8 protein-coding genes are annotated in these 18,833 nt (G+C 71.1%); 3 read left to right on the top strand and 5 right to left on the bottom strand.

What is annotated here, in order from left to right:
• A complete protein-coding gene (locus tag AB0N02_RS03040; protein WP_363941942.1) occupies positions 1-717 on the top strand; it encodes an ABC transporter permease subunit in 717 nt (238 codons plus the stop codon).
• A gap of 176 nt (positions 718-893) precedes the next feature.
• Here the strand turns inward: AB0N02_RS03040 and AB0N02_RS03035 are convergent, their stop codons facing one another.
• The 5 genes from AB0N02_RS03035 to rplM all read right to left on the bottom strand — a co-directional run bounded on the left by AB0N02_RS03035 (position 894) and on the right by rplM (position 16,248).
• Complete coding sequence (locus AB0N02_RS03035) at positions 894-1,715, bottom strand: hypothetical protein (RefSeq protein WP_363941940.1); 822 nt, start codon at positions 1,713-1,715, stop codon at positions 894-896.
• Between the two features lie 81 nt (positions 1,716-1,796).
• Complete coding sequence (locus tag AB0N02_RS03030) at positions 1,797-13,481, bottom strand: putative Ig domain-containing protein (RefSeq protein ID WP_363941938.1); 11,685 nt, start codon at positions 13,479-13,481, stop codon at positions 1,797-1,799.
• Between the two features lie 375 nt (positions 13,482-13,856).
• On the bottom strand, positions 13,857-15,212 hold the full coding sequence (gene glmM, locus AB0N02_RS03025) for a phosphoglucosamine mutase (protein WP_363941935.1): 1,356 nt from the start codon (positions 15,210-15,212) through the stop codon (positions 13,857-13,859).
• 1 nt (position 15,213) lies between these two features.
• Positions 15,214-15,735: a 30S ribosomal protein S9 gene (gene rpsI / locus AB0N02_RS03020; RefSeq protein ID WP_363941932.1), complete on the bottom strand. Its 522-nt coding sequence runs from the start codon at positions 15,733-15,735 to the stop codon at positions 15,214-15,216.
• Between the two features lie 69 nt (positions 15,736-15,804).
• Positions 15,805-16,248 carry a 50S ribosomal protein L13 gene (rplM, locus tag AB0N02_RS03015; RefSeq protein WP_363941929.1) on the bottom strand — a complete coding sequence of 148 codons (444 nt, stop codon included), beginning with the start codon at positions 16,246-16,248 and terminating at the stop codon, positions 15,805-15,807.
• 507 nt (positions 16,249-16,755) lie between these two features.
• On the opposite strand from rplM, the gene AB0N02_RS03010 reads away from it, so the two are divergent.
• Positions 16,756-17,547 carry a CAP domain-containing protein gene (locus AB0N02_RS03010; RefSeq protein WP_363941926.1) on the top strand — a complete coding sequence of 264 codons (792 nt, stop codon included), beginning with the start codon at positions 16,756-16,758 and terminating at the stop codon, positions 17,545-17,547.
• 44 nt (positions 17,548-17,591) lie between these two features.
• Complete coding sequence (locus tag AB0N02_RS03005; protein WP_363941925.1) at positions 17,592-18,602, top strand: hypothetical protein; 1,011 nt, start codon at positions 17,592-17,594, stop codon at positions 18,600-18,602.
• Positions 18,603-18,833: the final 231 nt, after the last annotated feature.

Here is an 18,833-nt window from a genome sequence, read left to right as displayed (position 1 = left end):
ATGAACGCTGTCATCGCCGGAATCTCCTACCGCGCGCTGCTCGGCCGCAGAAGGATCTGGCTGCTGGTCCTGCTGCCGGTGTTGCTGATCGGCATGGCCGTACTGATACGCGTCTTCAGCGGCGTGAGCGAACGGCTCACGATCCAGTTCCTGGAGAAGTTCGCCCTCGGCGCCGTACTGCCCCTGCTCGGCCTGATCGCGGGAACCGGCGTGATCGCCCCCGAGATCGACGACGGCACGGTCGTCCACCTGCTGGCCAAGCCGATCTCCCGCCCGGTCATCGCGCGGACCAAGTTCCTGGTCGCCGCCTCGATGCTCGCCCTGTTCGCCGCCGTGCCGACCTTCGTCGCGGCCTACCTGCTGATCAATCTGGAGTCCGGGATCGCGTACGGCTTCGCCGTCGGCGCCCTCGCCGGCGGCATCGCCTACGCGGCGCTGTTCATGCTGCTGGGCGTGCTGACCCGGCACGCGGTGACGATCGGCATCGCCTACGCCCTCATCTGGGAGGGGGTGGTCGGCAACTTCGTCCCCGGCGCCCGCAGGTTCTCCATCCAGCAGTGGGCCCAGACGGTCGCCGACCAGGTGTCCTCCTCGCCGTTCCTGTCCAGCGAGCTCACGATCGGCTTCGCCGTCACCGCCCTGCTGGTCGTCACGGTAGGCGCCGTCGTCTGGGCGGGCCAGCGCCTACGGAGCTTCTCCCTCACCGGCGACGAGTGACCCCCACCGGAGACGTGTGCGCCCCTCGCTGAGAGGGGCGCGCACGCCTTACCGAGCCCGTCCCCGTCATCGCCGAGATCGCCGAGTCCCCTGGGCGCCTACGCCGTCCGATCCCGTTCATGAGTGAGGCGCGGCACGTCCCTCGCGGGGCTGGCGGCACGTCCCTCGCGGGGCCGTCAGGACGGCTGTCGCGGACCGAACGGCCGCTTCCCCCGGCGTACGAGGGCCCAGGCGCCGAACGCCACCGCGGTCAGCAGTGCCGCTCCCGCTGGGAGGTACCAGGGGCGTCCCGACGCCGGGGAGGCCTCCTGGGCGGCGGCCGCCGCCGCGCCCGCGGGCAGTTGGTCGGAGTGGGCGGCGCAGACGATGGGCCGGGTGTTCTCGCCGGTGCTCGCGCAGGCGATGGTCGCCAGGCGCAGCAGGTCCTCCGGGGTGGCCAGCACCTGTGCCGTGGTGTGGAAGGTGGCGTCCTCACCCGCGGGCAGGTCCACCGTCCAGGCGACCTCTCCCTTCCTGACCGTGCCGTGGCCGTCGGCCGAGACGAACTTCAGGCCCGGGGGCATGGTCTGGGCGAGGCGGAGCCTGCGGGCGTCGGTCGTGCCGATGTTGTGGACGGTGACGGTGTAGGTCAGCCGGTCTCCCTCCCTGGCCGCCGTCCGCCCGTTGTCGATGCCGATGCTGAGCTTGGGGACGGGGCCCGCCGCCTCCACCGTGCCGGCCTTCTTGGCGCCGTTCCCGGCGTCGGCGGTACCGGCATGCCCGGTACCGGACTGCTTGGCGTCGTCGCTCTCCGGGTGCGGCTTCACCGCCGGATACGACCGGTCCGGCATCGCCGCCACCGCCGCCGAGGGGGTGGCGAGCGCCACGGTCATGGCCGCACCGATCCCGTAGAGCGCGACGGCGCGTCTCGCGGTCCCGGTGCGAACCCTGGGGAGGGTGCCGGTGAACGTTCCGGTGGAAGGGCCGCCGAGCGTTCCGGCCGGTGGTGTTCCTACCATGGCTTCTCCTTCACGTTGTCCGTTTCGGTGTGCCGGACGGGTGGCGGACGGGCGCGCGGTGCCGTCCCGGGCGGTGGCGGGTCAGTTGGTCGTCGCGACGTAGTCGAGCGTCGCCGAGTAGGTCGTCGCCGGGACGAACGGGATGTCGGCCTCGTAGTCGTTGCTGATGGCGTCCCCTCCGGCCGCCGACGGGCCGGACTGGCCGTGGACGAGCACCGAGGCGCTGTGCGAGAGCGGCGAGAAGGCCGCCGCGCCGTGTTCGCGCACCCGCAGGTTGCCGATCGGGATGGCGAACCTCTCCCCGGAGAGCGTCGCGGTGAGTTCGGGGGACCTCGCCTTCACGGTGACGGAGTAGCCGTCCGGGCTGTTCGTGGTGACCGTCATCGTCACCGCCTCGTCGCGCCGTACGGTCGTGTCCGGGCTCCCGGACAGGGTGAAGTCGGCGCTCAGGTCGGTGAGGGTGATGCTCACCGCCGTGACGGACGTCGAGACGGAGCAGCGGGGATCGGTGCCTCCGGACGGGCAGGTACCGCCGAGCGCCGCCGAGGTGACCCGGTTGTCGAGGAGCCCGTCCCCGCCCGGGGCACTGTCCTTGACGGTGACGGTGAAGGTGATGACCACGGTCGCGCCGACCGCCAGGTCTCCGGTCCAGGTCAGGTCGGAGCCGGCGAAGGAGACGCCGCCGCTCGTCGCGGTCGCGTCGCCGTCGTAGTCGGCGTCGTCCAGCACCCCGGCGAGCAGGTCGGTGACCGTGGCCGCGGCGTAGGGCACCTCACCGGTGTTCACCGCCGTGATCGTGTACTGGACGCGACCGCCGGCGACGATGTTCCCGCTGTTGTCCGCGGCCAGGGTGACGGTGAGGGCGGGCACGAGGAGGGTGACGGTCACGCCGCAGCGGGGGTCGGTCCCGCCCGCGGGGCAGGTGCTGCCCGGGGAGGGCGAGACCACGGCGCCGGTCAGGAGCCTGTCGCCCAGGGCCGGGTAGGAGGCGGTGACCGAGTAGGTGACGGTCGCGGTGGCGCCGAGGGCGAGGTCGCCGACCCAGGTCAGCGCGCCGTCGGCGTAGGTGACGGTTCCGGTGGTCGCGACGGCGTCGCCGTCGTAGGCGGCGTCGTCCAGCACCCCGGCCAGCGGGTCGGTGAACGTGGCGCCGCTGTAGGGGGTCTCACCGGTGTTGACGAGCGTCACCGTGTAGTGGACGGTGCCGCCCGCGGCGACGGTGCCGGTGTCGGCGGCCTTGGTGATCGTCAGCTGCGGGACCAGGACGCGCACGAGCGTCGCGCACGCCGGGTCGCCGCCGCCCGCCGGGCAGGTGTTGCCCGGGGTGGCCGAGACCACGGTGCCGGAGACGGCCTTGTCTCCGGTGTCGGGGTTCTTCACCGTGACGGAGTAGGTGACGGTCGCGGTCGCGCCGACCGCGAGGTCGCCGGTCCAGGTCAGGTTGGCGCCGTCGAAGGCGACCGTGCCGGTGCTCGCGACGGCGTCGCCGCCGTAGACGGCGTCGTCGAGCGCTCCGGCCAGCAGGTCGGTGAACGTCGCCGCGGTGTACGGCGTCTGCCCGGTGTTGGTGACCGTGATCGTGTGGCCGACCGTGCCGCCGGGTGTCGTGGTGCTCACCCCGGCGCTCTTGGCGATGGTCAGGGCGGGGATCAGGACGGTGACGGCCGCGGCGCAGAGCGGGCTGGTGTTCCCCGCCGGGCAGGTGCTGCCCGGGGCGGCCGAGGTGACGACGCTCCTGATCGTCTTGTCTCCGGGGTCGGGGTCGCGCACGGTCACCGTGTAGGTGACGGTCACGGTCGCGCCGACCGCCAGGTCACCGGTCCAGGTCAGGTCGGAGCCGGTGAGCGCCACGCTGCCCGAGTCGGCGGAGGCGTTCCCGCCGTAGGTCGCGTCGTCCAGGACCTGCGCCAGCGAGTCGGTGACGCTCGTCCCGGTGTACGGCGTCTGCCCCGTGTTGGCGATCGTGACCGTGAACCGTACGGTGTCGCCGGGGGTGGCGGTCGCCCGGTCCGCGACGGTGGAGACGGCCAGCGCGGGGATCAGGACGGCGATCGTGGAGGCGCAGGCGGGGTTGGAGCCGCCCACGGGGCAGGTGCTGCCCTGGGCGCCGGAGGTGACGGCGGCGGTGAGGCTCCTGTCTCCGGGGTCGGGGTCGCGCACGGTCACCGTGTAGGTGACGGTCGCGGTCGCGCCGATCGCGAGGTCGCCGGTCCAGGTCAGGTTCGCGCCGTCGAAGGCGACCGTGCCGCCGGTCGCGGCCGCGTCCCCGTTGTAGACCGCGTCGTCCAGCACCCCGGCCAGCGCGTCGGTGACGTTCGCCCCGGTGTAGACCGTCTGCCCGGTGTTCTGGATCGTGATCGTGTAGCCGACCGTGCCGCCGGGCGTGGCCGTGGTGGTGCTCGCGGCCTTGGCGATCGACAGTGCGGGGACGAGCACGGTGACCACCGTGGTGCACGCCGGGTTGCCGCCGCCCGCCGGGCAGGTACTGCCCTGCACCGCTGACAGAACCATGTTGGTCATCACCTTGTCCCCGAGGTCGGGGTCGCGGACGGTCACGGTGTAGGCGATGGTCACGGTCGCGCCGACCGCCAGGTCACCGGTCCACGTCAGTGCCGAGCCGGTGACGGAGACCGTGCCGCCACTCGCGGTCGCGTCACCGTTGTAGACGGCGTCGTTGAATACCTGTGTCAAGTCGTCGGTGACCGTGGCCCCGGTGTACGGCGTCTGGCCCGTGTTGGTGACGGTGACGGTGTAGCCGACCGTGCCGCCGGGCGTGGTCGTGACGGTGTTCGCGGCCACGGCGACGGTCAGCGCCGGGGTCAGCACGGTGACCAGGCTGGAGCAGGCGGAGCCCGTACCGCCGACCGGGCAGTTGGTGCCCGGGGTGGAGGAGATGACGGAGATGGTCAGCAGCTTGTCGCCGGTGTCGGGGTCGTTCACCCTGACCGAGCCCACCAGGGTCACCGTCGCGCCGACCGCCAGGTCGCCGGTCCACACCCCCTGCCCCAGATCGTTCAGGCCGATGTTCCCCGAGGTGGCGACGAGGTTGCCCTCGTACGTCGCGTCGTCGTTCGTCCCCTCTCCGACGAGCGCGAAGCCGGCGCCCTTGTAGTCGGTCTGCCCGGTGTTGGTCATCGTGGTCGTGTAGTTCACCACCCCGCCCGGCGTGGTGGTGGACACGTCGGCGAAGTGCGCGATCGTCAGCCTCGACAGCAGGACCGTCGCCGTGCAGCGCGGATCGCTCCCGCCCGCCGGGCAGGTGCTGCCGGGGGTGGCCGAGGTGATGACGCCGGTCAGCCTGCCGTCTCCGGTGCCGGGGGTGTCGGCGGTGACGCTGTAGGTGATGGTGGCCGTTCCGCCGGGGTTGAGGCCACCGGTCCAGGTCAGGCCGGTTCCGGCGAACGTGACCGTGCCACTGCTCGCGGTCGCGTCACCGTTGTAGGCCGCGTCGTCCAGCACTCCCGCCAGCGCGTCGGTGAACGTCGCCGCGGCGTAGGGAACCTGTCCCGAGTTGGTGACCGTGACCGTGTAGGTGGCCGTTCCGCCCGGCGTGACGGACGCGACGTTCGCGGTCTTCGCGATCGTCAGCGCGCGGGTGAGGACGACGGTCTGCGCGGTGCACGCCGCGTTGCCGCTGGCGGGCGGGCAGGTGCTGCCCTCGGCGGTCGACACGACCGAGTCGACGAGCAGCTTGTCCCCGGTGTCGGGGTCGTTCACGGTGACCGAGTAGGTGATGGTGACGCTCGCGCCGACGGCCAGGTTTCCGGTCCAGGTCAGTGCCGGGTTCGTGTAGGTGACGGCGCCGGAGGTGGCGGTCGCGTTCCCCGCGTAGGCGGCGTCGTCCAGGACTCCCGCCAGGGAGTCGGTGACGGTCGCACCGGTGTAGGAGGTCTGCCCGCTGTTGGTGGCCGTGACCGTGTAGTTCACCGTCCCTCCCGGGACCGTCGCGACCCGGTCGGCGGTCTTGGTGATCGTCAGCTGCGGGATCACGACCGTGACGGTGGCCACGCAGGCGGGGTCGGTGCCGCCCGTGGGGCAGTTGTTCCCCGGCGCCGAGGAGGTGCTGGAGAGGGTCAGCACCCGGTTGCCCGGATCGGGGTTCAGCACGGTGACGGTGCCGGTCACCGTGACGCTGCCGCCCACGGGGACGTCTCCCGTCCACACCACCCCGGTGGCCCCCACGGACAGGGATCCCGAGGTGGCGGTCTGGTCCCCGTTGCCGAGGGCGTCGTCGCCGACGTCGGCCCCCGCGAAGGCGACGGCGATCCCGTAGTACGGGGTCGTCCCGGTGTTGGTGATCACACTGGTGAGGCGGACCACGCCGCCCGGCTTGACGGACGCCGTGTCGGCGGAGTTGACGATCCTCAGCCTGGAGACCGTCACCGTGGTGGCGCAGCGGGGGTCGGTGCCGCCCACCGGACAGTTGCCGCCCACCGAGGTGGACGTCAGGGAGCCGCTGAGGATCCCGTCGCCGGTGTCCGGGGTGTTCACCGTCACCGAGTAGGTGACGGTGGCCGATCCGCTCGCCGGAACGGTACCGGTCCAGGTCAGGTTCGAGCCCGAGAGGGAGACCGCGCCGGTGCTCGCGGCCGCGTCCCCGTTGTAGGTCGCGTCGTCGAGCACACCGGCCAGCGCCTCGGTGAACGTCGCGCCGACGTACGGCGTGAGCCCCGAGTTGGTGACCGTGACCGTGTAGGTGACCCTCTCCCCCTGCACCGCCGAGTTCACGCTCGCCGACGTGGCGAACGTCAGCGTGGCCGCCTCGACGACCCTGACGGTGGCCGTGCAACGGGTGTCCGTGCTGCCCGCCGGGCAGGTGCTGCCCCTCGTGGCCGAGGAGACGGCGCCGGTCAGCGTCAGGTTCCCGGTCTCGGGGTTGTTGACGGTGACCGAGTAGGTGACGGTGACGCTCGCGCCGACGGCCAGGTTTCCCGTCCAGGTCAGGGCCGAGCCCGTGACGGAGACCGCGCCGGTGCTCGCGGCCGCGTCCCCGTTGTAGGTCGCGTCGTCGAGCACGTCGGCCAGCGCGTCGGTGAACGTCGCCCCCGTGTAGGCGGTCTGCCCGGTGTTGGTGGCCGTGATCGTGTAGGTGACCGTGGCGCCGGGGACCGCCGTCACGGAGCCGGCCGTCTTCCTGATCGTCAGGGCCGGGGTCAGCACGCCGACGCTCACGGAACAGCGCGGGTCGCCGCTCGCCGCGGCGCAGTTGTTCCCGGTGCTGGTCGAGGTGACGGTGTCGACGAGCGATTTGTCGCCGGGGTCGGGGTCGCGCACCGTCACCGAGTAGGTGACCGTGGCGGTCGCACCGACCGCCAGGTCCCCGGTCCACGTCAGGGTCGACCCGGAGAGGCTCACCGCGCCGGCGCTCGCGACCGCGTCCCCGTTGTAGACCGCGTCGTCGAGCACACCGGCCAGCGCGTCGGCGAACGTCGCCCCCGTGTACGGCGTCTGCCCCGAGTTGGTGACCGTGACCGTGTAGCCGACCGTGTTCCCCGGGACGGTGACGCTGCTGTCGGCGGTCTTGGTGATCGTCAGGCCGGGGACGAGGACGGTGAGCAGGGCCGTACAGCGGGGGTCGCCGCCGCCGGCCGGGCAGTTGTTGCCGGGGGCGTCGGAGACCAGGGTGCCGGTGACGGACCTGTCGCCGGTGGCGGGACTCTTCACGGTCAGGGTGCCGGTGACCGTGACGACGCCTCCGACCGGGATGTTCCCGGTCCATGTGATCTTGCTGGAGTCGAGGACGAGGGTTCCCGAGGAGGCGGCCTGGTCGCCGTTGGGGATGGCGTCGTCGACGGTGCCCGCCGTCGCGCTGAGGATCCGGATCCCCGTGAGGGGGACCTGCCCGGTGTTGGTGAAGGTGGCGTTGAGGCGGATGACCGAGCCCGGGATCGCGGTGGAGGCGGTGTAGCCCTGCGACAGGACCAGCCGGGCGACCGCGACGGTGACCGAGCACCTGACGTCCGTGCTTCCGGCCGGGCAGGTGCTTCCCCGCGCGGCCGAGACGACGGCACCGGTGAGCAGGGCGTCCCCGGGGTCGGGGGCGCTCACCGTGACCGAGTAGGTGACCGTGGCGGTCGCGCCGGGCGCCAGGTCCCCGGTCCACGTCAGGGTCGATCCGGAGAGGGTCACCGCGCCGCCGGTCGCGGTCGCGTCGCCGTTGTAGGCCGCGTCGTCGAGGACACCGGCCAGCGCGTCGGTGAAGGACGCCCCCGTGTACGGCGTCTGCCCCGAGTTGGTGACCGTGACCGTGTAGTGGACGGTCGCTCCGGGCGTCGTCGTGGAGGCGTCGGCGGTCTTGACGACGGTCAGGGCGGGCACCAGGACGGTCACCACCGTGGTGCATCCGCCGTTGGTGCTTCCGGCCGGGCAGGTGCTGCCGGAGACGTTCGACACCACCGTGTCGACCATCACCCTGTCGCCGGGGTCGGGGTCGCGCACCGTCACCGAGTAGGTGACCGTGGCGGTCGCGCCGACGGCCAGGTCCCCGGTCCACGTCAGGTTCGATCCGGAGAAGGCCACCGCGCCGCCGGTCGCGGCGGCGTCCCCGTTGTAGACGGCGTCGTCCAGCACCCCGGCCAGCGCGTCGGTGAGGAGGATCCCCGTGTAGGGCGTCTGCCCCGTGTTGGCGGCCGTGATCGTGTAGTGGACGGTGTCGCCCGGGGTGAGCGTCTGCGTGTCCGCGGTCTTGGTGACGGTCAGGGCGGGGACCAGTACGGTGACCAGGGTGTTGCAGGCGGGGGCCGGTCCGGCGGGCGGGCAGGTGCTGCCCGGGGTGGTGGAGGTGACGGAGGTCGTCAGCACCCTGTCGCCGGTGTCGGGGTCGTTCACCCGGACCGATCCCGTCACGGTCACCGTCGCGCCGATCGGCAGGTCGCCGGTCCACACGGCCTGCCCCAGGTTGTTCAGGCCGATGCTTCCCGAGCCGGCCACGAGGTTGCCGTTGTAGACCGCGTCGTCGTTGACGCCGTCTCCGGCGAGCGTGAAGGTGGCGCCGGTGTAGTCGACCTGCCCGGTGTTGGTCAGCGTGATCGTGTACGGCACGATCCCGCCGGGGGTCGTCGTGCTCACGCCCGCGACGTTGGTGATGGTCAGCCGTGGGATCAGCACGGTCACGGTGGTCGCGCACGCCGGGTTCGTGCCGCCGGTCGGGCAGGTGCTTCCGGTGGTGGCCGAGGAGACGGCGCTCGTCATCGTCTTGTCACCGGCGTCGGGGTTGTTCACCGTGACCGAGTAGGTGACGGTCGCGGTCGCGCCGACCGCGAGGTCGCCGATCCAGTTGAGGTTGGAGCCGCTGAGCGAGACGCTGCCGGTCGTCGCTGTGGCGTCGGCGTTGTAGACGGCGTCGTCCAGCACCCCGGCCAGCGCGTCGGTGAAGACCGCCCCGGTGTAGGGCGTCTGCCCCGTGTTGGTGGCCGTGACCGTGTAGCGCACGGTCGAGCCGGGTGTGGTGGTCGGGGTGTTGGCCGTCTTGGTGATCGTCAGCGCGGGGATGAGGACCGGGACCGTGGTCGAGCAGGCGGCGGCCGTACTCGTGGCCTTGCAGTTGCCTCCCGCGGCGGCGGAGGTGACGGTGGCCGCCAGCACCTTGTCACCGGGGTCGGGCGATCTCACCGTGGCCGAGAAGGTGACGGTCGTGCTCGCGCCGATCGCGAGGTTGCCCGTCCAGGTCAGGGTGGAGCCGCTGAGCGACACGCTGCCGGCCGACGTGGCGGCGTCGCCGTTGTAGACGGCGTCGTCCACGATTCCCGCGAGGGGCACGGTGAAGCTCGTGCCGGTGTAGGGCGTCTGACCGGTGTTGGCGGCGGTGACCGTGTAGTGCACGGTCGAGCCGGGTGTCGTGGTGGCCGCGTCCGCGCCGGTGGTGATCGTCAGGGCGGGGACGAGGACGGTGATCGTCGCGGTGCACTGGGCGCCGGGGTTTCCGGCCGGGCAGGTGTTTCCCTGGGTGGTCGAGGAGATGGTGCCGGTCAGGCTCCTGTCACCGGTGTCGGGATCCTTCACCGTGACCGAGTAGGTGACGGTCGCGGTCGCACCGACCGCGAGGTCACCGATCCAGGTGAGGTTCGAGCCGCTGAGCGAGACGCTGCCGGTCGTCGCTGTGGCGTCGGCGTTGTAGACGGCGTCGTCCAGCACCCCGGCCAGCGCGTCGGTGAACGTCGCCCCGGTGTAGGCCGTCTGGCCGTTGTTGGTGACCGTGACGGTGAAGGTGGCCGTCGAGCCCGGTGTCGTGGTCGAGACCCCGGCGGTCTTGACGATGGACAGCCCGGAGACGGTCACCGTGGCCGTGCACCGGCTGTCGGCGCCGCCGGAGGGGCAGGTGCTGCCGAGCGTCGAGGAGGTCACCGTGTTGGCCAGCACCTTGTTGCCGGTGTCGGGGCTGGCCACCTTGACGGAGTAGGTGATGGTCACGGTCGCCCCCGCCGCCACGTTGCCCGTCCAGGTCAGGTTCGGGCTGGTGAAGGAGACGGCGCCCGAGGTCGCGGCCGCGTCGGCGTTGTAGACGGCGTCGTCCAGCACCCCGGTCAGCGGGTCGGTCAGCGTCACGCCGGTGAACGCGCTCGACCCGGTGTTGCCGACGGTGATCGTGTAGTTGACCGTACCTCCCGGCGCCGTGGCCGAGACGTCGGCTGTCTTGACGATGACCAGCGGGCCCGCCGTGACGGTGAGCGTCACCGACCGGGTGGCGATCTGGCCGTTGGCGTCGACCACCTGGGCCGTGAACGGGTAACCGCCGGTCGTGGTCGGCGTGCCGGACAGCACCCCGGTCGAGGCGTTCAGCGTCAGGCCCGCCGGCAGGCTGCCCGCCGACACCGACCAGGTGTACGGCGTCGTGCCGCCGGTCACGGTCAGCGGGACGCTGTAGGCGACCCCCACCTGGGCCGCCGCCGGGGCGGAGAAGGAGAACGACGGCTGCGGCACGATCGTCAGGGTGACCGTCCTGGTGGCCGTCTGGTTCAGGGCGTCGGTCACCTTCACGGTGAAGGAGGAGGTGCCCGAGGCCGTCGGCGTACCCGACAGCACCCCCGTCGAGGCGTTCAGCGTCAGGCCCGCCGGCAGACCGCCCGCCGACACCGACCAGGTGTACGGCGTCGTACCGCCGGTCACGGTCAGCGGAACGCTGTAGGCGACCCCCACCTCCCCGGCCGCCGGGGCGGAGAAGGAGAACGACGGCTGCGGCACGATGGTGAGGGTCACCGCCTGGGTGGCGCTCTGTCCGGCGGCGTCGGTCACCTTCACGGTGAAGGAGGAGGTGCCCGAGGCCGTCGGCGTACCCGACAGCACCCCCGTCGAGGCGTTGAGGGACAGCCCGGCGGGAAGCGTGCCACTGCTGATCGACCAGGTGTACGGCGAGGTGCCCCCGGTGACGGCCAGCGCGACGCTGTAGGCCACCCCGACCTCCCCTCCCGCCGGGGCGGGGAAGTTCAGGCTCGGCAGCGCGTTGGGGACGACCGAGGCGGACGGGTCGGAGGCGGGACCGGTGCCCGCGGCGTTCTGGGCGGCGACGGTGAGGGTGTAGGTGGCGCCGGGGGTGAGGCCGGTGAGGGTCTGGGTGGTCGCCGTGCCGCTGAACGTCTGGGGGGTCTGCGCGACGCCGCCGAGGTAGGGCGTGACGACGTAGCCGGTGATGGCGCTGCCGTTGTTTCCCGGCGCGGTCCAGGTCACCGTGGCGGTGGCGTCGCCCACGGTGACCGTGCCGATGACCGGCTTGCCCGGCACGTTGTAGGGGACGACCGCGTTCGAGGCGGGACCGGCCGTACCGGTGCCGAAGGCGTTCACCGCGGCCACGGTGAAGGTGTAGGAGGAGCCCGCGGTCAACCCGGTCAGCGTCCGGGTGGTGGCGGTGGCGTCGTAGGTGATCGGCGTCTGGGCGACGCCGCCGAGGTAGGGCGTGACGACGTAGCTCGTGATGGCGCTGCCGTTGTTGGCCGGCGCGGTCCAGGTCACCGTGGCACTGGTCACCCCGGCCGTCGCCGTCGGGGCGGCAGGGGTGGCGGGCGAGCTCGCGTAGGTGTAGGAGGCGGCGGCGGCGAGTCCCTGGGTGACGACGGTGACGTTCACCGCCGCGTTGCTCGCGCGGGACGGCATGGAGGGGATGGTGAGCGTGCCGTTGGCGTTGATCGTGAAGCAGCCGGTGGTGACCCCGGTGGCGCAGGGCAGCAGGACCACCGGGGTGCCCGCTGCCTGCTCGGCGGTCGTGCCGATCTCGATCGCGGTGGCGTTGCCGATGTTCGACCCGCTCACGGTGACGGCGTTGCCCCCGGAGATCGAGCCCGTGGTCGAGCTCAGCGTGATGCCGCCGGGCGCGGTCGGCAGCGTGCCCACCGTCGTCGACGACGAGTAGCCGGGGTTGGCGTCGCCGGCCGACGCCGTGGCGACCGAGGAGGTGCTGATCGTCGTCGGCGTGACGCCGCTCCCGGTGACGATGCCGACCACGGTGACGGGTGACAGCGATGATCCCGCCGCGAAGGGGGTGTTGCCGTTGGTACAGGTGATCGACTGTCCGGAGGGGGCGGCGCAGACCCATCCGGTGCCGTAGGCGCCGACGGGCACCACGCCGGTCGGCAGGGTCTCGGTGATCGAGATCGGCGAGGTCTCGCTGACCGCGCTGCCGACGCTCGCGACGACGCTGTAGGTCACCGGGGCACCGGCCGCCAGCGTCGTGGCGTTGTTGTAGCTGGTCTGCGTGACGTTCAGCACGGGAACCGTGCTGAGCGTGGTCACGGTGGCGCTGTCGATCTCGTGGAAGTCGGTCGATCCTCCGGTCGAGGCCACCCAGCCGAACGCGAGCTGCTTGGGGACCCCGGAGGAGTCGAGCCAGCTCGACGGGAACAACCCCGACGTCACCGAGGGCAGCGAGCCCTGCAGGGTCTTGGCCGAACCGCTGAGGGGGGCAACCGACACCATGTAGCTCTTGGCGGGGACCGACAGGCCCGAGGTGGTGGTGACGGTCACGCTGGTCGGGTTGATGGCGACCTCGACCGGCACCGCCTTGCGGGTGCTCGCCCGCAGCGACAGGGCGGAGGAGGACGTCGAGGTCGCGGTGCTGTTGATCGCGCAGTAGCCGACGAGGCCCTGCCCCGGTCCCCTGACGACGACCTGGCCCGGCACCGTGCCGGTCGTGCTGATGTAGGCGGGGTTGGTGCAGCCGGTGCCCTGGTAGGTGCTGTTGCTGAAGTTGCCGTACACGTCGAGGCCGATGCCGAGGTAGCCGTAGGCCAGGCCGCTGTAGCTGCTGGAACCGACCGCGGAGTAGCCGAGCGCGCCGCCGGGCTGGCCGATGTTGGCCGGGGAGAGCGGGTTGGTCGGGTCGACCGCCGCCAGCACGAAGGCGATGCCGTCCGCCCCGGTCCCGCCGTACTGGTAGGTGTTGAACGTCACGTCCAGGCCTTGCGCGGTCGGCACGCTGGTCGCGCCGAAGACGCCGCCGAGCTTGCTGGTCGTCGTGTTCGTCAGGCGCAGCTTGCCGGAGCCCACCGTGTCGTTCGAGCTGCTGCAGCTCTTCAGCACGCCGGTGCTGGTGTTGCCGGACGCGGTCAGGCACGCGGTGTTCGAGCCGCTCTGGTTGCTCGGCAGCGCGGGCAGCACCAGGGAGCCGGTGCCGTCGGCGGTGTTGTTGTGGAAGGGCTGGCTGAGCAGGGTGGTCCCGGCCGCGGAGGCGGAGGTGAGCGTCGGCGTGCCCGTGTTCCCGATCAGCGTGGAGGCCGCCAGGGTCAGGACGAGCAGCCGGGCGACCGGCCCGCCGTTCATCCTGGACGCCACAACCATCCGTTCCTCATTCACTCGCCGGTGGCGTCCCTGCCAGGAGGAAGCCTCACGTCAACCACTGAGAGTTTCTGATCAACTACCTGGAGTGTCAACGAATGCGAAGGTTCGGCGTGGCGCAGATCGGGGTACTCGCCGCACTGGACCGCTCCACGGGGCGAAGCCCGCCGTACGGCGCGAGCACGGCCGTCACGGGCGCGGCGGCCGGGGCCGGGGCCGTCACGATCCGCGGTCACCGCCACCGGAAAGCGTCACGGCCGTGACCGCCGCGGCCGGAGTCGTTCAGGGCCGCGATCGTCGTGGCCGGAGTCGTTCAGGGCAGGGAAAAGCGAATCGCCCGGTGTGCCGAGCACACCGGGCGAAAGGTCGCGAACACCCTCAGACGCAGGCCGTACGGACCACCTCGGCCAGCCGACCGGCCATCAGCTCGGCCTGCTCCGCGGAGGAGGCCTCGACCATGACACGGATCATGGGCTCGGTGCCGCTCGGGCGGATCAGCACCCGCCCCGTCTCCCCCAGCTCCGACTCCGCGGCGGCGACCGCCTCCGACAGCTCCGGCACCGAGGCTTTGGCGCGGTCCACATCCTTGACGTTGATCAGGATCTGCGGCAGCCGGGTCATCACCGAGGCGAGTTCGGCCAGCGACTTGCCCTCGCGGGCCATGACCGACAGCAGGTGGAGCGAGGTCAGCAGGCCGTCCCCGGTGGTGGCGTGGTCGAGCAGCAGGACGTGGCCCGACTGTTCCCCGCCGAGGTTGTAGCCTCCGGACTTCATGGCCTCCAGCACGTAACGGTCGCCGACGGCGGTCTCGACCACGTCGATGCCGGCGTTCCTCATCGCGATCTTGAAGCCCAGGTTGGACATGACCGTGGCGACCACGGTGTCACCGGCGAGCTTCCCCTCGGCGTGCATGGCGGTGGCGAGCACCGCCATGATCTGGTCGCCGTCGACCACCTCTCCGGTGTGCGAGACCGCCAGGCAGCGGTCGGCGTCCCCGTCGTAGGCGATTCCGGCGTCCGCGCCCCGAGAGATCACGATCTGCTGGAGTTTGTCCAGGTGGGTGGAGCCGCACCCGGCGTTGATGTTGAGCCCGTCGGGGCGGGCCCCGATGGTCTCGACGGTGGCTCCGGCCCTCGTCAGCGCCTCGGGGGCCACCATGTGGGCGGCTCCGTGCGCGCAGTCGACGACGATGTTGAGGCCGTCCAGGCGCCCGGGGGCGGTGGACAGCACGTGGGACACATAACGGTCGGCCTCGCCGTACGCCTCGCGTACGCGGCCGACCGAGGCTCCGACAGGGCGGTCCCACTTCTCGCCGAGCCGCTGCTCGATCTCGGCCTCCACCGCGTCGGGCAGCTTGTGGCCCCCGCGGGTGAGGAACTTGATCCCGTTGTCCGGGGCGGGGTTGTGGGAGGCGGAGATCATCACGCCCATGTCGGCTCCAAGAGCCATGGTGAGGTATGCGACCGCCGGGGTGGGCAGCACGCCGAGCCGGAGAACGTCCACGCCAGACGACGCAAGGCCGGCGACCACGGCGGCCTCCAGGAATTCTCCTGAAGCCCGCGGGTCCCGGCCTACGACGGCGACAGGGCGGCCTCGCCGCCCGACGCTGGCGTTGAACGCCCCGGCATCGCCGAGGACATGAGCCGCGGCCACGGACAGGTCCATGGCGAGCTCGGCCGTGAGGTCGCGTCCCGCGACCCCACGTACCCCGTCGGTGCCGAAAAGGCGCCCCAACTTAACGCTTGCTGTACTGCGGAGCCTTGCGGGCCTTCTTGAGGCCGTACTTCTTGCGCTCGGTGGCGCGGGCGTCACGGGTCAGGAAGCCGGCCTTCTTCAGCGGGGCGCGGTTGACCTCGACGTCCAGGATGGCCAGCGCGCGGGCGAGGCCCATGCGCAGGGCACCGGCCTGGCCGGTCACGCCGCCGCCGTCGATGCGGGCGATGACGTCGAACTGGTCCTCGGCGCCGAGCGTCACGAAGGGCTCGTTGACGATCTGCTGGTGGACCTTGTTGGGGAAGTAGACGTCCAGCGGACGGCCGTTGATCGTCCACTTGCCGGTGCCCGGCACGATGCGCACGCGGGCGACGGCCTCCTTGCGGCGGCCCGTGCCGTAGGAGTTGCCCGTGGTGACGGGCTTACGGACGGCGGCCTCGCCGCTGGCAGTGGACTCGGAGGTGTACTCGGAGGGGAACTCCTCCGCGGAGTACGTTTCCTGCTCGCCCTCGATGGGCGTCTCGACACCGGTGGGCTCAGCCACGGTTCTCCTCTTACTTTCCTACTCGGCGTCGGCCGTCGGCCAACGCTGCTGGCGATGAGCAGCTGGTGGCTACTGGGCGATCTGGGTGAGCTGGAAGGGCGTCGGCTGCTGGGCCTGGTGCGGGTGCTCGGAGCCCGCGTAGACCTTGAGCTTCTTGATCATCTTCCGGCCGAGGGCGTTCTTCGGCAGCATGCCCTTGACGGCCTTCTCGACGGCACGGTCGGGACGCTTGTCCATGAGCTCGCCATAGGTCACCGAACGCAGACCACCGGGGTAGCCCGAGTGACGGTACGCCTTCTTCTGCTCAAGCTTGTTGCCGGTCAGCGCGACCTTGTCGGCGTTGATGACGATGACGAAGTCACCGGTGTCGACGTGGTTGGCGAAGATCGGCTTGTGCTTACCGCGAAGCAGGATCGCGACGTGGCTGGCCAGCCGGCCAAGCACGATGTCGGTGGCGTCGATGATGTGCCACTGACGCTCGACTTCGGCAGGCTTGGGTGTGTACGTGCGCACGGTCGTATGCCTTCTTTGCTCGCGTCTTCGGCGCTGTCGGAAGTGACAGCAACGTGGTCGGTAGGTGCGGGCACACGACAGCCCGGACCTTCCGTCTCCCACACTTTTAGGAGATGACGCCGGACGCGCCGCGTATCGGTCCACTAGAGGAGACCAATTCGCACACAACGAACTAGCAGGATACCGGTACGGCTGAACGCGGGTCAAAAAGACGCGGCTCCCCACCGGTGTCCCCGAGCAGTCTACCCATGTCGGGGACCACCGGGAGACGGCCCGCCGGGAGAGCGGCCGGAGATCGTCGGGCGGCCGCCGGGAACCATCAGGAAAGAGGCCTTTGCCCGACCCGGCGGAACGGGCGGCGGACAGGTCCGGGAGACTCGGGAGATCCACGGAGATCCACGGAGATCGTCCGTCCGATTCCTCCACGGAGGCTTCACAGAACGGTTCCACTACGTTCTCGACATTCTCTTCTTCCCCACCACAAACATCTCTATCTTTGGCAGCGGAATGTGGCAACCCCCTTACCTACGTGAGACCCAGCGGACCAGCCTGCGCCGTATGGGGCTGTTCGCGTGCCTGATGGCGGTGCTGCTGCTGGGATATCTCATCGGGCGGGGAAGCCGTGACACGGAGACTCCCAACCAGATCTATCTGAACAACGCGGGTCCCGCGAAACCCACGCCGACGGCCATGGCCGGACACGGGCGTTCCGACCTGCGGACCCCGCTCGGCCGGGTCGTCCGCCCGACCGACGCCCCCGTGACGCCGCGGCAGTACCCCAGCCCGAGCGTCACCCGCTACCCGCACGGCACGCTCGACGACCCCGACACCGGCGAGGGCCCCCGCTACGTCATCAAGGGAGGCGACGAGAACACCGGCAACGACGACCCGCGCAACATCATCGCCTCCTCCTCCCCGCTGAGCGCACTCGAAAGCGAGTTCGTCCGGCTCGTCAACATCGAGCGCAAGCGGGCCGGATGCGCGCCGTTCCGGATCGACAGGCGGCTGGTCCAGTCGGCCAGGGCCCACTCCGCCGAGATGGCGGCCAGTGGCGTCTTCTCCCACGCCTCCCCCGACGGGACGTCGCCCTGGCGCCGGATGGAGGCCGTGGGCTACCGCAACGGAGGCGGGGAGAACATCGGCCGCGGCTTCACCTCGGCCTCCGAGGCGGTGCGCGGCTGGCTGGCGAGCAAGAGCTACCGGGGAAACATCCTCAACTGCACGCTGACCGCGACCGGCGTCGGCGTGATGGGCGGCGCCGAGGGCCCCTGGTGGACACAGGACTTCGGTTACTCCTGAATCAACTGAATCAACCGGCGGCTCCGGGAGGTTAGTCTCTGCGCATGGGTTTTCCGGGGGAGCCGCCTCGCCGCCAGCCGTACGTCCAGCCCGAAGGACAGGTGCCGCCCGCACAGGGCGAGCGCTGGTTCGAGTCCTCACCACCCGGCCGCGCCCCCGAACCGCAGGGGCACTTCGCCGACTCCCCGTTCCCGGCCTCGGCACCCTCGGAGCGCACGCCCGAGAACCCGTGGGCCACCCCCGCGCCGGCCGCTCCTGCCACGCCGGCCTCGCCGTCGGCGCCGCCCCAGCAGCCGCAGCAGGCGATGTGGAGCCCCTATGACGAGGGGCCCCGCTCCAGGCGTCCGCTCTACATCGCGGCGGGCGCGCTCGGCGTTCTCGTCGCCGGAGGCGTCGGCCTGGCCATGCTCGTGAACTCCGACGGCTCATCGCCCTCCGGTACGGCCAGCGCCCCGGCACAGGCCTCCAACGCCCCGGTCGCCCCCAACGGCCCGGGCGGCAGGTTCGGCTACGCCGGCTCCCGCGCGACCGATCCCCACACCCTCACGCTGAACGAGCTGTTCAAGCGCACGAAGGTGTCCCACGACGGCCAGAGCTACCTGATGACCGTCCGCAGGACCGACAAGAAGTGCAAGGACGCGGTCGTGGGCGACAAGCTCCAGAAGGCGCTCGCCGACGGCAAGTGCACCCAGCTGCTGCGGGCCAGCTTCCGCGACGCCACGGGAAAGATCATCGGGACGGTGGGGGTCGCCAACCTCAAGACGTCGGCCGCGGCCGCGAAGGTCGTCGCCGCGGGGGCGGGCAAGTCCCGGAAGGAATACCTCAAATCACTGCCCGGTAAGGATAAGGTCACCAAATTTCTCGGCAAGGGTGAGGCCTTCGCCGGCGGGTGGCGCCACGGGCACTACACGGTGATGGTCTGGTTCCAGTTCAAGGACGGGCACCTGCCGAAGAAGACCGAGGTCAAGCAGCTGAACCGGGCCGCCTTCGGGATCGCGGACGCGACCGTCACCCCCGCCCTGGACTCACGTTCGCTGACCGGGAAGCGGCCGTGACCAAAGGTTCAGGCAGCGGTTTCCTGGGATAAAACTGGCGGGCGATCCGGCCAGGAACACCCATACCCTCATGATGATCTCTGGCTGTCGCTACTCTTCCACGTATGCGTGGCCAGGAATCCGGGTCCGAGCACAAACGCGAAGCCGACGGTTCGGCCGCACCGGCGACGCCCCCGCCGAGTTTCGGTCAGCCTTCGCCGCACGTGCCGCGGGCCGATCTGACAGGTGGCA

Origin of the sequence: Streptosporangium sp. NPDC051022, assembly GCF_040683035.1 — a bacterium.
Taxonomy (GTDB): Bacteria; Actinomycetota; Actinomycetes; order Streptosporangiales; family Streptosporangiaceae; genus Streptosporangium.
This window is presented reverse-complemented; position numbering and strand designations above follow the sequence as displayed.